Origin of the sequence: Arthrobacter sp. R4, assembly GCF_051365025.1 — a bacterium.
In the GTDB taxonomy this organism is placed as follows: domain Bacteria; phylum Actinomycetota; class Actinomycetes; order Actinomycetales; family Micrococcaceae; genus Arthrobacter.
The window spans coordinates 172,561-189,557 of sequence record NZ_JBLWIJ010000002.1 but is presented as its reverse complement, the minus strand read 5'-3'; the positions used below and the strand labels follow the sequence as shown (position 1 = coordinate 189,557).

Genomic DNA, 16,997 nt, shown 5'->3' with positions numbered 1-16,997 from the left:
CCATCATGCCAGGACCTTCTCAGGGGAATGGCGGGGCCCTTCCCCGGGCATGGGGACGAGCTTCGTTTGGTACGGAATCCCGGTTACTGTGGCCCGCTGCATCGCATCGTAGGCTTCCAGAATCAGCCGCTTAGTTCGGAATTCGCCGAACTCAGCCTCATCCTTGCGCTGCACAATGGGAAAGGTATTGAGAATGTAGCTGACATCTGCTCGCTGCAGCCCGAATAGTACGAAGAATGACGCATCTAGCTCAGCCCGCAGCTGCGAACGCCGATCGGGATTCCACGTATAAGGGGCACCCTGCTCCCGCCAGTCCATTGCAGCCGGCTCCATATCCCAGGCCGTGTACATCAATTCCAACACTCGCGGACGTACCCAATCTTTCCAGGGGCTATCCGCATCCCACGGACAGGGGACCTCAAACTTCTCGGGTGTAGGAACCGGGAGCTGCTTCATCGTGAAGAATTTAAGATGAGTTCCTCCAACTTTTTGTCTTGCGACGTAGTCGAACGCGAACGAGTTGATTGCGGCCATGAGCAACGCTGCTTTTTCCGCGGTTCCACTCGGTAGCATGAGCAGAGTTCCGCCTTCTGGTGAAGCCCCGGCACCAAGGAAGCTGCCAATCGAAGTCCTCATATCCGTCGACCTGGCAATATCTCGCCATCCCATAAGCCACTTGGACTGCCAGCGGCCTTCGAGCTTGGCGCTCACGTCAACGTCGCTGACCCAGTAGCGGGTTTTGGAAACGAACTCCGCATCCCGTTTTTCATGCGCCGTCACGTCCCGGGAGTCCAAACCGTCGTACGTTGCCCAGCGGTGATCGAATTGATGGATCATCTTGGCCTCGTAAAGTGGAAGCATTTTCTCAGTCCGGCCGTTGATGATTCTTTCGAAGATGTTGCCCCTGAGCGTCCACCCCGCGGTTTCCAGTTGCTCCATTGTGTGGAAAAGGTGTGAGTCGGATGTCATGTTGAACAGGCCTTGCATGAACGAAACGCTCCAGGGGTTGCCGCCGACGGGGTCGTTTTCATTAATCAGCACCGGGACGCGGCGGTAGATGCCCAGGGTGATTTCTGCGTCCCTGCGGGTACGGAATATGGGCAATGTACCGGTGTTCGGGTTGAGGAGCTTGATTTCGTCAGGTGCCAGAGTGAAGGCAGAATTTGAAATGTCAGCAGGGTTGTGGAGGAAGAATGCGAAGGAGGCTGCTTCCTCCTTTGCCAGCCGACCTGCCATTGTGAGCAGGCAGAACTTGAAGCTGCGGTGGACGCCTTCGAATATCGGCCTAGCATTCTCAAAATCAAACAGTGCCGCAATCGTGGCGGTCTCCACCAAGTCCTTGAAGAAATATTGGGTGGTGTGATCCGTTGCGATTCCTGTCGGCACGATGATTCCAGTTCTGCCGTGCGGATGGGCCATGGAGCGGAACAGTTCTGCAAAAATAGGGTCCGTCTTGACTCGTCCGCGGCCAGTGAATGGATAGCGGCCGGAGACTGAGGCAAAATGTCGAAGGCCATCGATCTCGCGCTTTCGATTTCTGAAAAGGTCGTTAAGGATCGGATCAGCAGCGAAGAGCTCACGGATGAGTTTCTTACGCCTGACACCAGCAGCCTTCGCGATCTCCGGGCTATGCGCCGCGAAAAACTCTTGTTCTTTTAGCTCTATGTTCTCCCAAGGAGGATTTCCGAGCATGCAAGAAAATCCGCCCGGCCAGCCTTCGGCGCCCACCTCAACGGAGTCGGGATCACCAAAGACTTCCGGGAACTCGAGGTGCCAGTGGAAGAATCGGTATTCATTGGCAAGATGACGCACTGTGGCGATTGTTTCGCCGAGTCCTGTAGCCTCTCCGGCTTCTGCAAGCTGGCGGACGACTGACGACGTGGGCGGCTCAGGAGCGCCCGGATTGAGCGGCCAAACAAAGGCCGCACACCAGGCGTCGGCATGGAGGCGCTTCTGTTCCATGTCGAAGGATCGGTCAAAGTCGGCGTAAGCCTTCGCCCGGGAACGCGCCTCGGCGGCGGTGGACACGGGCTTCACCAGTTCTTGGCGTTTGCCGATAAGTTCGGCGACGCCTGTACCCGGGCGCCCGAGAATAAACGCTTCCTGGCCGCCATGGACGAAACGTCCGCCGGACTTACTCTTAGCGCTCTCGACCTTGTTCCGTTTCTTCACTTCGGCCGCGTATTTCTTGTCATCACCTTCTAGCACTCCAAAGGCTTCGTCTGGAACCCCACCGGCCAACAGCACTGGCGTGGTGCCGAGCAGGCTGTTACCAATCTTGATCCGGGCGTCCAGAAAGCCCAGTGGTTTGCCCGGTTCCATAGCTTCGAGCCAGAGGGACACCTTAGCGAGTTCAGCGGCGAGATCATTCATGTCCACGCCATAAATGCAACGTTCAACGACGTCATGCAAAGCATGCTGGATCTCCGCCGGCGTCGGTTCGTTCTCTCCCGCGCGCACCTCTGCAAGACGGCGGGCGATACGGCGTGCGGCTGCGACCAGGAAGCCACCGGAGCCTGAGGCTGGGTCGCATACTGTCAGTGCCAGGAGCCGACTTTCACAGTCGGCCGGATCTCTGCCACCGTTGACGGCCTCGTCCAATAGCGGGTCCAGAGCCGTGTCCAACAGTGCGGACACAAGACTTGGTGGTGTGTAGTAGGAACCGGTGACCTTACGCTCGTTGCCAGCCAGCCGGACGAGTTCAAAGCTGCGTGTTTCTGTGTCGATCCGGGGAATGAGTTCGAGCAGGGACTCGTAGACCGAACCCAACTCCTCCGCGCCGAGGTGCCGGTAGTCCACCGGCTGGAGCCGGTCCCCCTTGCCCAGCACCCAGCTCAGGCGCCGGATGGCTTTGAGGAAGTCCTGATTGGCGAGTTCAGCGCCCATGAGTAGATCTTCATGAGGCTGGTGCTCAAGTGCCTTAGCGCGCGAATCGGGGTCGAACAGGCCACCCAGTGCGGGCAGGCCCACGATTTCTAGTCCGTCGCCACCTAGTGCGGAGAGTACGAGCTTTTGGGTCCGCCAGAGGTCCGGGTGCGGACCCCCATCCCGGGTGCGCGAAAGCTTTCGCAGTCTCTGCGTCGAGAAATACTTGGCGTAGCGTTCCCTCGAAACCGCGGAAGCATCGGGAGCCAACAGCGCGTTGCGGTCCTCCACGACGAAGCAGAACAGGAGGCGGTACGCCGTACGCAGGAGGGCCTTGTGAAAGTCGCGGGGGGTGAGCTCGCCGGTGTGCAGGGCATCAACCAGCCATCCGTTCTCGGGGTGCCGGAGGAAGCCTGTCCCCAGATAGTCCAAAGCCTTTTCGACGCCTACGCCCAATTTGTCGAGTGCACGGGCACCCGCGTCGACAGAATCAGCCCGCCAGGACTCGAGCCAGCAGTCGGCCGGCGAGCCCTCAGCCCCGCCTCGCTTGTCGACGCGGGACTGGTGGCAGAGCTGCCAGAGAATCTGGAACTCAGGGTAGAGATCCGAGTCGAAGATGGTTTCAAGATCGAATTCAATGTACGCGGAACCTGCGAGGGCAGTGGAGTCCCGCAGCAGGCGGAGTTTGAGGCCATTGCTGAGGATGGCCCAGAGATAGTCGCTCTCGCGGTTGAGAAATTCCTGAACCATGGCTTGGGGGGCACGCTTGGCTGCGCCTTCCACCCCCGGTGTGCGTTTGTCCAGTTCGACGCCGGGTCCCAGCAGGTGGATGGGCACGGATTCCCAGCGGTGCGAAATCGGATACGTGGTGTCCGCAGCTTGGAGCCCACCGCCCGTGGCAGGGACCTGGCCGTAACCGAACTCGCGCAAAAGGATCAGCAGCCACTTCTGGCGCGCGTCGCCCGTACCAGCGCCTTGGCCGTCCGGGCGTTTCTTGGCATCGAGCTCCCGCCATGATTGCCAGGCAGTCCGGAGATAACCCCAGGAACGGGATGACGCGTCCCGTACAGTCTCGGTGCCCATGAGGTGGTAGCTGGCAGGATCAAGGCTCTTAGGATCGTTGACTTCTCCGGATTGAATCCGGCCCAGCAGCGACGGCGGAACGACGCCGCCGACAACGGAGATCGCTTGAAACGCCGTACTCATTTGTTGCCTCCAGCCGGGCTGTAAACATACACGCCCAGAATGTCCACGGGAAGATTGGCTTCGACACTCAGGCCTCTGATGCCGAGTTGTCCAGCGCGGTCGCCTCGGGCGACGATGCGGACTTCGCGGTGGGCGTCCCGGATTTCTTCGGCTACCGCCTGCGCCTTCGCGTTCAATATGTCAGTCAGCAGCGGAAGGGTGCCGAGGATGTTGGACATCATGCTGCTGACGTCGCCGGCGTTCGCTGATGCCTTGGACAGCAGGAGCTGGTCCACGTCAGCCTCGTTGAGCCAGGAAGGGTTGTTGGGTGGGCCAGTGAAGGCCAGGACGCGGGCTTCCTCGGCCATGTCAGTGCGGTCGCCCAGCCGGGCCGGCAGGATCAGCTTGGTGCGGAAACGCACCAGCAGCGCCACGGTGAGCTTGTCGACGTCGTGCGTTTTGATGAAACCGCAACGGCGGGCGGGCCGTTCCTTGCCGCCGAGTTGCTCGTCAAGGGCGGAGTTCAACACATATTGCGCGACATTGGCGACAGCCGGATCGGTTCGCACCAGAACTGACGAGTTCCGGGGCGCCGGGAAGTCCCTGACGAATTTCGCCTCCGACCTGGCGCCCAGTGCGTTACGGATACCCGGAACCGCGGCAAGCAGCTCAGCCCTGAGACCGTCCGCCGTGTCCTCGACGTGCGCGCCTGTTTCTTCCAAGGCAGCCCGGATAAAGGCGGCGACGTCGCCGGGGTCTCCCAGGCTGCGGCGGGCAGCGTCGACGACCGCCTGCACCTGTTCAGGGTGGATTGCATTCTGGGCGAAGCGAGAGCGGCTGATGTTCTCTTCCTGTGCGCTGCTGCGCCAGTCCGCCTCCAGCTGCTCCGCCTCAGGGGTCATGCTGAAGAGCTCCAGCTGGTCGCCGTTCTGACCGCGCATCAGGATGCCCTCCAGAAGGGCGGACAGTACTTGGTCACTCTTAGGCGGAACTGGAACACTGATCCCCAGGTCGCGGCGGATACTTTCGTGCTTGCGCAAGAGAACGTCCAGCACGATCCCGTCGATGCCGTTGTCATCACCGTAGATGGTCAGCGCACGGACCTTGTCGGCAATCTGCCCGAATCGGTCCACCCGGCCTTCACGCTGCTCGTGGCGGGTGGGGTTCCACGCCAAGTCGTAGTGAATCACGGCCTGGAACCCGTCCTGAAGGTTCACGCCTTCGGACAGGCAGTCTGTGGCCACGAGAATCTTCGGCAGCTCTCCAGCGCGCTCGGCCTGGTTTGCGATCCGCGCCGCTCGTTCCTCGGCGGGGAGCTCGCCGGTGACCACTTCGACGTCGTACTTCTTCTTGAGTGACTCCCGGAGGAACTCGGCAACGTAGTGGGCGGTGGGTATGAAGCGGCAGAAGACGATGGGCTGATAGCCCTCATTGATAAGCTTCCGAATCCTGCCGAGGAGCAACTGGAGCTTGGCATCGCTCGCAGGATTCGTTGACAGTTCCCGGGCAGTCCGAAGAAACCCGTTGAGTTGGCGCTTCTCGCCGGAGCTTTCCTCCAGCCCTTCGGGCCGGGACCCGGGTACGACGTCGATGGCCTCGCCGCCGTCGTCTTCTACCTGGTCCATGACGACGGTCATGCCACGCTTTTCGGCGGCTGCATCGGACTCGGACTCGTCTGCAACCGCACGCGTGTTCAGGGTGGCCGCGGCTGCGGCAGGCGAGGATGCCATGGAACGCAGCAGGGACAATGCTGACCACCAGCGGATGCGCTGTTCGAGTTTCGTTCCGGTTTTGTCCTGAACGCGGCCCCGTACGTAGTTCAGGACGGCATCGAAGAAGGCCCGGTGCTCAGGTGACAGCTTGTAGGGAACCTCCACCGTTTCACGGTCCTTGGGGAACTTGGTGTCAGACTGCAGGTAGGTGCGGATGTCCACCCGCCGGCGCTGAACCATATGGTCCGCTAGCTTCCTGCGACCCGCTTCGCCGGAGAGGTCGGTTGTCTTCAAGCTGCTGTCCAACAGTCCAATGAGATTCCTGAAGGCAGCGTCGTTCCCGCTGTGGGGAGTGGCTGTAACCAGGACCAGGTGCCTGTCCGGGTTGTCGGCCAAGCCACGGACCAGCTCGTAGCGTTGGGTCCGACCCGAGCCGCCCTTACCGGAGTCATCGGCGGTCACGCCATGGGCCTCATCGACAATGATCAGATCCGGCGCGGTGCGCAGGAAGTCGTGACGTTTGGACTCTGACTTGATGAAGTCTGTGGAGACGATGGTGTGTTTGAAGTGCTCGAAGATGGACTGGTCGTAGCCTGCTGCGCGCTGCAGTTTCTTGGCCGTGCCGGGGAGAACAAGCTCGGCTTCAATCCCGAACTTTTGCGACAGCTCCTGCCGCCACTGTTCAGCCAAGCTGGGCGGGCACAGAACCGTCAGTCCGCTGGCTTCGCCTTGGGCCAAGAGTTCTGCGGCCACTAAGCCGGCTTCCACGGTCTTTCCGATTCCGACGTCGTCGGCGATCAACAGCCGCACCACGTCCTGGCGGAGCGCCAACAGCAGGGGCACCAGCTGATAGGGGCGCGGTGACACGTTTAGTCCCGCCAGGGAGCGGAAGGGGCCGCCGCTGGAGCGGAATCCGATGCGCAAGGCATCGCGAAGAAGCCGGGCGCTTCGGTCGTCGCCCAGGTCCGTTGCCGATGGTAGGCCGAACGACGCTGGCTTCACGTCTTCGAGGGACGGGATCACTCCGGCGATGTCATCGTCCGTGCCGCCGATCGGGCGCAGAACCAGAAAGTCTGCATCACTTTCCGGAAGGACCACCCATTCACGTCCGCGCGCGGACACCAGTGAACCTATGGCAAAGCTCGATTCGGCCGTTGAAATACTCACTTAACCACTCCAAATACAGTTGCGTGATCCTTGACGAACACGTCTATCGCAGCATCGGCACGAACCGTCAGAACATTCCAGTTTCCGTACGTCAGCATCATTTCATTTACAGGAGGCCGTGACTCGTCCTCCACAATGACAACAGTGGGTTGCGACAAATTGGTGCTGTAGGCAAAATCGACCACCTGTCCCTCGATCTCCTGCCCAATCCCGTCGGGGAGATTGAGCCCTTGAGCCGCCAGATAGTCCAGGATGCTTTGCGCACGCTGGCTGACCGCTGCCCCTTGGGGAGCCGCGGAGGCGGGCGTTTGGGCCTTGGTGGTCGCCGCCGCAGTCTGTGATCTTGCCAGTCTTTGCAGAAGATCGATGACCAGCCGGCGGTCGATGGATTCGTGGGAGCGCTGGTTGCCGTATGACAGCAGACAGCGGTAGCAGCCCCGAACGCAGGCGTTCTCCATCTCTTCCCCCGATATGGGACCGACATGGAGTATCTCCAGCGCCTTGGCCGCGACCTTTGCCATGGCCTCTGGCTCGCTCTGGAGCCGTCTGAGGACGCCTGCGCCTCCTTCGGCTGCCTCCACGAATAGCAGTCTGCCGCGATCGTCCGCGTCGTTCAGCCGTTCACTGGCCAGCTCGGAATCCTCCAGCTGGAATACTGCTTCAATGCCGCGTTCGATCGCGTACTGCATGGACGTGGCCGCTTCATCTGTGAGCTCTTCAGCCCACCGGATTACGGCGATGTTCCGCCGGTCTTCGACGAAGGGTGTCACCATTTGCTTCTTCTTGGACTGCTCGACGGTCATGTCTTCTGAGTCAGGAGACTCCGAAGTGTCTTCGGTGGCCCGTTTCTCGGACAACCATTCGCCCGTGATCAGGTCGAGCCAGAAGCCGTGCTTATCGGGGTTCGCGCGGTTGCGGCGCCCGAGGTTCGTCACCCGAACCGTTGCGCCGTCCCCGTAGCGGACATCGCCAAGCAGCTCATCGCCGTCGTACATCCCTGCGTCTGAGCGCCCGGGCTTCTTGCCATGGCTGGCGAAACGATAGGTGGTCACCAGCTCGAATCCCTGCCGGTTCCGTTCCTCCTCATCGGCGCTGATCCGCTCACGCCTCCGGGTGATGACCGACTGAAGCTGCATCAGGTTGGACCAGCTGCCCCCGAGAGGAGTGTCGCAGAGCTCGCAGACATCTACTCCTGCCTTTCGGGCATGTAGGTAGCCACAGGCCTCGCAGACCCGGGCCTCTGTGAGGACGACATCCCCTCCGCCTGCTCCCTCGGAGTCGCGCGGGAGGCTCACTCGCTTGACTTGGTAGCGGGCACCCTCGTGATAGATCAACGCATCGGGACCGAATTCGCTAATTGCCAGGAACCGCGAGCGCTGGAGCCAGGTGCTGTTGTTGTCGCGGCCTTTGCGGATGCCTGGGATGAACGCTGCCAGGGGAAGGCGCGGGAACGAGTAGCCGGGCAGGAATCCCTCAGAGGCGAGATAGCGCAGTGTGTAGAAATCAGACTGCCCGCGGGAATCGCTGTCATTCAGTAGGATCTCCAGTCGCTGGCTGGCTTCCCGGTGGCGGTTGACGGCATCTTCGCGTTGCTTTGAGGTGACGGAGTGGTCCTGGCTCGCCTTGTGGGCCAGGTCCTGTTCTCCGAGCGCGCTGCGATAGAGCTGACGCCATCGGTCGCAGGCTTCGTCGAGGGAATCGAGCGCGTTGTCGACTACGGTGTCCGCCCAATTCTCAGTCCACCAGGTGGTGTCCTTGAGTTCGTCCTGGATGGCACTCAGAAGGGAGGCCGCGGATGCCTTGGCACGCTCGGCGGCGCTCGCGTCCTTCAAATACGACAGGATCTGCGGTTGGATCGGGTAGCTCTTGTCCTCAAGCTTGAGCAGGCCGCTGAGGGATTTGCCAAGACCGTTGCTGGTTGCCGCCAAGGCCTCTGCCAGCCAGACGGCATGGACGTGAGAGCGAATGAGATCCTCGTTGGCGAAGTCCAGCCGCGGCGGCTGAACCTGGCCGGACACCATCAGGTTGGAGCGTTCAAAGTAGTAGCTGTCATGTGCGCTGCCCGTAGCGCAGTACGTGAGAACCAAGGCCGGCTGTCCCGATCGACCGGCACGGCCGCTGCGCTGTGCGTAATTGGCGGGAGTCGGCGGCACGTTCCTCATGGCGACGGCGTTGAGATCAGCGATGTCGACGCCGAGTTCCATGGTTGGCGAGCAGAACAGCAAAGGCAGCTCAGCCTTCCTGAACGCTTGCTCGCGGGCCTCACGGTCTTCGGGCCTCACCTGGGCGGTGTGTTCGGCGGCGCGCAGCCCAGCGAGCTCCACGCCCGTTTCCAGGTAGAGGTCCTTGAAGAACTTGATAACGCGTGGTTTCTGGTCGGGGTGGTAGCTGCGCCTTAGCAGATCCGGGGCTCCGAACTCTCCGTCGCCCTTTCGCAGGACCATGGCGGAAAGTTTGATGCGATATCCGGAGAGCCTGCCTTCATGTACTTCAGTAATGAGTCCAGCCGCGAGCAGCGTCTCGAAGAGGGAAGCGATGACCTCGTTGACCTCGGCCATGGAGAGCTTCTGAGTCAGCGCATTCGCTGGCGCGGCGGTACGCGCGAGCCAGCGGCCGAACGTCCCGTGGGCAGTTACCGGCAGGAGGTTCCGGAAGCTGGCGCCCTTCTTGGTCTCCGTGGACACCAAGCCGACGTTGGGGTCTGGCTCGCGTTCAGGGAGCGCCCAAATGCCGGTGAGGTATTCACGGCTGCGGCCTTTGACCTTGTTAAGGGAGTCAACTGTCAGCTCTTCGGCGTCGATGGCCAGGACCCGTCTGAACTCGTCGAGCAGGACGCCAATGATTTCTTCCCTCTTGCCCGGTTCCGCATCACGGAGAACGTAGTGGGCTTTCTCCCAGCGATTCTCTTTTTCTGCAAGAAGCTTCGCGTGTGGGTAGTCGACCAGCAGCAAACCGGTTTGTTCGAGGTTAGGAAGGGTGATGCGCCAGCCCCGCTGCAAGTCCCGAAGTGCACGGTAAGTGACGACGTCGTTCAAGGCACGGATGGTCGGTTTGGGGTCGAGGGGTTCCTCGATTTGTGCATAGTCTGACCAATTCAGACTGAGCGTATTCACGATGGCAGATCCAAGGTCCCCGGCTTCGATGCCTTCTTCACCCGCAGCAGCGACGGCGCGGTAAAGCGCGGAGCGCAGCTGCGCCACCTGAACGAAATCGTTTAGGTGACCGGCCTGCAGCGACGCGTCCTGCCTGTTGTCAACAAACGTGAGGAGCTTCTTGGCCTCTTTGCTGAGGTCCTGTCCTGCGTCCGATTTGAGCAGCTGCACGAGTTTGGTGGCGATAACGGTCATGGCGCTGCTCCGGCCCTCCTGGTCCAATGTCACCACCTTGGAGAATTCGCCGCTGCGCGCTGATTCATACGTCACCTGGCAATTGAGGCAGAAGCCGAGGCTGCCGGGGATCCAAGCGGCCAGCTGTCCGCTGGAGGCTGTCTGATCGTTATCGCGTGCTGCGTCCCCTCCCGGCTCGATCCTGTAGCGGAGAGGAAGCCGCTTCCGTTTCGATTCCACGACAGGGTGACCTGACAGAGCGTTTGTCAGCCAAGACGCTGGCAGCCGACCTGCTCCAACTGCATTTTCCGGCCACTCCTGATCGGTGGAAATGAAAAGGTAACCGTCCTTGCCATCGTCCACGCCCCCGTCGTCTTGGAATTTCAGGTCGTGGCGGGCGATGAACCGCGATCCCCCACTTGCTTCGACGAGCCGAGCCATCAAGTATTCCTGCCCGCATTCGCGGCAGAAGGCCAAGGGGTAGAGGCGCTTCTCGTCAGCACCGGTGCTGACCTGGAAGTCAGTCTCGATCAGGCGGGTCTCTTCGGATTCAGCAGTGGTGTAAACCGATCCACCCTTGGAAATGAACTGATGCAACCGAAAGGCAAACAGCGGCCGGCCCGTAGCGGACTTAGCCTTGGAACCGGCAAGGAGCGTGGCGCGGATGGCCGTTGCACATCTGCGAGGTTCTTCGCCTGTGAGCTCAGCCAAAGTTTCAGCCGCACCCGTAACAGTTTTTGGCGCGCTGCGGATTAGCCGGCCTGAGGCTTGCTCGGTAGTTAGGCCGAAGGTGTCCTCGATCCAGGAGGCGAGCGGGTCCGATTGCATGGACGCGTAGCCGCCGCTGAGGGTCGCACTGCTGAACTCTGCGTCTCCGCGCTCCTGCACGCCAGCTCGGAGATCTTCGGGTGACTGATCCCTTGACGTTGTGGCGCGGACCAGGGTCTCTGTGATCACCTGCTCCGAACTGATCGAGGCGCCGAATATGCGAGAGGCGACCTCGGCGACGTCCTTCTGCTGCTCCGCCACCGTTCCGCCGCTGGACATCGTTGCTGATGTGCCAACACATTGGAGGGTGGACTGGGCGTGGCAGGCATCGCGGAGACGTCGAACCAAAAGGGCGACATCGGCGCCCTGACGGCCCCGGTAGGTGTGCAGCTCATCGAGGACGAGAAACTGCAAACCGGAGGCTGCCCGGATAAGCGACTGGCGTTCCTCCGGACGGGTGAGCACGTACTCCAGCATGACGTAGTTTGTGAGGAGGATGTCCGGGGGGTTCTTGAGAATGGCTTCACGCGCCTCGCCCTTCTCCTGACCGGTGTACCTCGCGAAAGTCACCGGCGACTGGCCGTCAAAGCCGTTCTCCAGAAACTTGGACAGCTCCTCCATCTGGCTGTTGGCGAGGGCATTCATCGGGTAAACGATGATTGCCTTTATGCCTTTGCCACTGCCCTCGCGGAGAACACGGTCCACGATCGGGACGATGTAGGCGAGTGACTTGCCGGACCCGGTGCCTGTGGTCAGGACGTAGGACTGTCGTTTCGCTGCGATTTCCACTGCGTCCGCTTGGTGCTTGTGGAGGGTGATTGACGTCGAACCCCTGTCCGACAGATCCTTCTTCGGGCGGAAAATCTCGCTGCATTTGCTGTGCAAAATCCCACGAGACACCAGCTCATCGACGCTTCCGCCGGACTTGAATGAAGGGTTTAGCGATAACCAGGGATCCGGCCACTGGCGGCCTTGATCACCAAGCTTCTCAACCTCGCTCCGGATGCGCTCATCCTTGATATCTACAAAGCCCTCTGTGAACGACCGATAGCCCTCGATCAACCGGTCACGAATACCGAACGCATCCACGCGTACTCCCCCTAAGTGCAAGACTAATGGGACCCAGTAGCTGGCGCTTTCGTATCACGCGGCGCAGAGGGTCACGATCCATATTGTAGTGACACCGCGACGGCGCCAAGGGCCGATTCGACGAATGTCCTGCATGGAAAGTTCCGCGGTGCGGAACGTTGGGGTACAGCTGGAGCCTCAGTACCCTACGCCAAACCGAAAGAAGCCAAATGGCAGGCCTGCCCCACACCGAATGCTGGCCCGCAACTTGCCGGATCCGCGAGGTTCACTTCACCAATGAAGAGCGCACCTTGCCTCTACTTTGACGCCATGACTACCCGCAAGCACGAACAATACGGCCAAGAGGGTCCGTACGGCCCGTAATCTGTTGTTAGAAATCCGGGGCTTCCTCAGTGAGGGCCCCCTCATCAACTCGAACGAGCGAACTGCGTCAAGCAGACACAATTCTCTCGTAGGCCGTCCATATCGCCGGTCGCTCTCGGATGTCGTCGACGCTCACCACTTGGATGTACTCATATAGTTTTGCCATCGGGTGCGGGCCGATCCGCACAAACGGGATGCTGAATCGATCCGCAAACTGATCTGCTGTTGGGTCAAGCGTGCAGCCATCGCGCTGCAACCAAAAATGTGTCTCCTCGCTCGTGTCTCGCGGGCCCCCTGTGCCGCTGACACCCAACCAGCCGTCTTGACCACAGTCGCGAAGCATTTTGGCCACGACATAGGAACTCCATTGGCATGACCCATCCGGGAAGGATGCGAATCCAGCCAGCCCGCGCAGATCCGTGCGGTTTACCTTGGCGCGGAAATCTGTCAGGACCAATATTGCCTGATCAATCCATGCGTTCACCCAAACTCCTCCTCACGGACTGCGGCGGTTCAGCGACGCCCCGGCGACCCATGCTCCGGTGGGCACTACTGTGCCACCGCCGCCGCTGTCGCGTAAACGTCCGCTGGCATCGGCCGGTGCAGCTTCCACGTGATAGCAATCGGTTTCTCTCCCGCATGCTGGACGTAGTCCACCTGCCCCAGGCACGTGTAGGGAACTGTCAAGCCCGTCTCGTCGTCAGCGGTGTCTCTGGTGAACACCAAAACCTTTGAACCGTGCGAAGCCCGGTCCAGGTACCGCTTCCCCGTCGGGCTCCCCGGCGACGTTGCATTCTGTGACTCCCAATGGAACAGTTCCGGGCTGATGGCGTAGTCCTTGTACATCGTGGTTGCTGAATGCTTCTTGTCATCCTTGTTCAGCGTCACAAAGAAGGCGTCGGTGGAGGTCGCCGGGCACCAGGCCACGCCCTCCCGGTGCTGTACATTCTTTCCGAGCTCCAGCGACCCGAACTGCAGGGCGGCCAAGATCTCTTCACGCCGGTAGGTTGCGTGCGAAAGCAATGGAACGTGCTGCAGCCCCGCTCCGAGGCCTTTGGCAGCGTGCTTGGAGGCGGCCACCCCAAGCTTCACGATCTGGCGGATCTCGCTGCACACAAACTGGTAGCCGCGCAGATAGTCCAGTCCGTCGTCGTACGTCTGGAAACCACCACCGTCATCCCACAGCGTGTAGAACAGCATCCGGGCGAACGTTTGCTCCCTCATTCCAAGCTCCGCATAGCGGGGCGCATCGGGGCCGACCAGCATCGAATACGCCTCGGCGCGTTCCGAATCATCCACGTGAATCAGCGCAGCCATCCGGCCCAGTAACTTCTTCTCCTCGGCGTCCGTCACGTCCTCGATCTTCCCGCGAAGCACCGTCTCCAAGGGAGATAACCCTTCAATGAGCCCAGCTTGCCGAAGATACCCGGTCCACGAATCCCTCGTCGACCGGTAGATCGCCTTCACATCGTTCCCGGACTGCACGAGGTAGGCCTCCAGCTCGGTCTCCGCGTACGATGCGATGTCCCGGACCAACTGCGCCCGGTTGAACCGCAGTTGGGCCTTAATGTTGTCCAGAACCACCTGCTGCGCCACACGGTCAAGCACGATCTGCGAGCCGGACGGCAAGTAGGGGAACTCGTCCTCGACAGCCTTCTCCAGCTCCTTGCGCCCGTACCCGGTCAGCGCCCGGTAGCGCAGATCAAAGCGGAACTCCCGCCGTTGCTGGCCGATGAAGTCCATGACCGTCAGCACCGCTTTGCCCTCGGCACGGCGCAGCCCCCGCCCCAGCTGTTGGAGGAAAATGGTGGCACTCTGCGTGGGCCGCAGCAGCAGGATGGTGTCCACCTGCGGCAGGTCCAGCCCTTCATTGAAGAGGTCGACGGCGAAGATACAGTTGATTTCCCGTCGTCGGAGGCGTCCCAGCGCGGCTGCCCTGTCCGCGTCATTGGTGCTGCCGTCGACGGCAACGGACGCTATGCCGGCGCGGTTGAACACCTCGGCCATGTAGTGGGCGTGCTGGACCGACACGCAGAAGCCAATGGCCCGCATCTGGTCCGTGCTGGTGACCTTGCCACGGAGTTCGCGGATCACCTTGGCGGCGCGGGCGTCGTTGCCGGTGTACAGATTGCTGAGCTGCGCGGCGTCGTAGTTGCCGCGCTTCCATTCCAACTGGCTCAGGTCAACGTCGTCAGACACACCAAAGTAGTGGAACGGCACCAGCAGGTCAGCATCCAGCGCATCCCAAAGCCGCAGTTCGCTGGCGGTGCGGCCATCGAAGAACTGCTTGGCGACGTCGACGCCGTCGCCACGTTCCGGCGTCGCAGTCAGTCCGAGAAGTTGCTGTGGCTGGAGATAATCCAGCAGGCGCCGGTACGTGGGTGCCATGGCATGGTGGAATTCATCGATGACGACGACGTCGAAAAAGTCCGGCTCCAGCTGTTCGATGCCGAGCGATGACAACGACTGGACGGAAGCGAAGATATGCTTCCACTCCCTCGGCTTGTGGTCCCCCACGTAGAGTTCGCCGAAGGCGCCGTCCTGCATGACATCCCGGTAGGTGCGCATGGCTTGCTTCAGGATTTCCTGCCGGTGGGCAACGAAGAGCAGCTTCAGATCGCTGCCAGCCGCTTCGCAGAGCCGCTTATAGTCCAGGGCTGCGATGACTGTCTTGCCGGTGCCCGTGGCGGCGACCAGGAGGTTGTGGTTGAAGCCTTTGAGCCGCTCGGCTTCCAGCTCTTCAAGCATCTCCTCCTGGTGGAGGTACGGCTGGACTTCGAGCCCGGTGGCTGCGTCCGGCGCTGCGGTGCGCCGGCCGCCGTTTCGCTCCAGGGCAGCATCGAGCTTCTCGCCGTCGCGTTCCGGATCGTAGCTTTGGAAGGCGCGTTGCTCCCAGTAGCTATCGAAGGTGACCTCGAACTTTTGCAGCAGCGCGGGGGTGCCGACGGAACTGAGCCTGACGTTCCATTCCAGGCCATCCAGCAGCGCAGCCTGGCTCAGGTTGGAGCTGCCGACGTAGGCGGTGTCGAAGCCGGAGTTGCGGCGGAACAGCCAGGCCTTGGCATGAAGGCGAGTGGCCTGAGTTTCATAGTTGATTTTCACCTCGGCGCCGTAGCGAGTAACTAGCTCGTCGATGGCGCGGCGTTCCGTTGCGCCCATGTACGTAGTGGTGAGGACCCTCAGCCTGGCTCCCCGCTCCTGGAGCCGCTCCAGGGCAGGCTCCAGCAGACGGAGCCCCGTCCAGCGGACGAAGGCGCAGAGCAGGTCGACGGTGTCGGCGGACTCGATCTCGGCCCGCAGCTCCGCGGCAAGGTTCGGCTCGTCCTTGCTGTTCGTCAGCAGCGCTGAGTCACTGAGCTTGGTGGTGGGACGGCGGAGTTGTCGGCGCTTGAGTGCGTCCGGGCGGTGGAGGGACTGGAGTTGGGTGGGGCCGTCTGCGACGCGGTCTGTGGTGTTCAGTTCCTGGAGGAGCTTGTTCGCGAGAGCTACGCGTTCGTTGGGCTTGGCTGCGGCTAGTACTCGCCGGACGGCGTCGGCCACGTGGCGGGAGAGGATATCAGGGGAGTCTTCGTCTTCAATCTCTGCGAAGACTGGCCGCAGTTCTGCCTCGCTGTTGAGCATTTTGCCGAGTGCTTCCGTGTTGAGAAGTTCGTACAAGCCCTCGGGCAGCTGCTCGGCCGCCACTCCCCCAATGGAATTAGTCACTACGCCAGGCTATTTGGCGGGAGGGACAGGAACCAACTCATTGGCAGTGTTCGGCCATCAAATATTCAGAATTCTTGTTTACGCCCGTTCTCGATATTGTGACCGAATGAATCGGAAAACAGACGGAAACGATCATGAAGTGCAAAGCCGCGACGTCCCAGTTGCAGACTTTTCCAACGAAGAGCTTCTCGAAGAGTTGGCTCGGCGCCTTGACTCAGCATCAGAGGAGTTGAAACTCCTCCGGGCGTCCCAGACCGCAACGAGTGAGAAGGACGCAACTGACGCTTACAGTCGGCACATGCCCGAAACCGTGGACGGGCTCCTGGCGATGGTCAGTTTCGGACCGCATGCAGTTGATGACGGCACCGGTTGGGACAGCCCAGACCCATTCACGTCCCCAAAGTTACTTCGGAAGAAAGCGATCGTGAAGCTCGCACGTGTTTGGACTCGAATGGCGCTGGACCCGTCAAGACTTCGAAACTAGAGATCAACCGCCGTCTGATGGAACGCGAGGCAGGCATCCCCCGGAATACTATGCGCCCGTACCTCGACGCTGGGCTGGAACTTCACAGGGCTGGGCGACTCTATCTCGATGACGACCCATCAGAAGTGGACATCCGCATCGTCGAAAAGTCGATGGGCTAGAAAGAACGCTCGCGCATCCTCAGAAATCTTGCCTGTCGCTGAGTCTTGTCTAGTCGGGCCCCCCCGGATGCATTCCGGTGTCAACAACAGCGAGGTTGCCGTTGCCTCAGAGTCTCAAACCGCTATGCGCCCGGACCGGTCAAGCGATATTTTGTCGGGAAGCGGCCCTAGG

At 61.0% G+C, this 16,997-nt stretch carries 5 protein-coding genes; all 5 read right to left on the bottom strand.

Translation table 11 applies throughout. From position 1 onward, the window contains the following. Positions 1-3: 3 nt before the first annotated feature. A complete protein-coding gene (locus ACLKOZ_RS01465; protein ID WP_436472359.1) occupies positions 4-3,702 on the bottom strand; it encodes an Eco57I restriction-modification methylase domain-containing protein in 3,699 nt (1,232 codons plus the stop codon). Positions 3,703-4,067: 365 nt separating this feature from the next. Beyond that, positions 4,068-6,929 carry a helicase-related protein gene (locus ACLKOZ_RS01460; RefSeq protein WP_436472358.1) on the bottom strand — a complete coding sequence of 954 codons (2,862 nt, stop codon included), beginning with the start codon at positions 6,927-6,929 and terminating at the stop codon, positions 4,068-4,070. Continuing rightward, positions 6,926-12,112: a DEAD/DEAH box helicase gene (locus ACLKOZ_RS01455; protein ID WP_436472357.1), complete on the bottom strand. Its 5,187-nt coding sequence runs from the start codon at positions 12,110-12,112 to the stop codon at positions 6,926-6,928. Before ACLKOZ_RS01455 ends, ACLKOZ_RS01460 begins: the two co-directional genes overlap by 4 nt. 430 nt (positions 12,113-12,542) lie before the next feature. After that, positions 12,543-12,959: a hypothetical protein gene (locus ACLKOZ_RS01450; protein ID WP_436472356.1), complete on the bottom strand. Its 417-nt coding sequence runs from the start codon at positions 12,957-12,959 to the stop codon at positions 12,543-12,545. Positions 12,960-13,024: 65 nt separating this feature from the next. Further along, positions 13,025-16,096: a DUF3427 domain-containing protein gene (locus ACLKOZ_RS01445; RefSeq protein WP_436472469.1), complete on the bottom strand. Its 3,072-nt coding sequence runs from the start codon at positions 16,094-16,096 to the stop codon at positions 13,025-13,027. Positions 16,097-16,997: the final 901 nt, after the last annotated feature.

Bases quoted from the DNA above. Each gene is read 5' to 3' on its own strand.
- ACLKOZ_RS01445 (WP_436472469.1), bottom strand. From the start codon at position 16,096: ATGCTCAACAGCGAGGCAGAACTGCGGCCAGTCTTCGCAGAGATTGAA.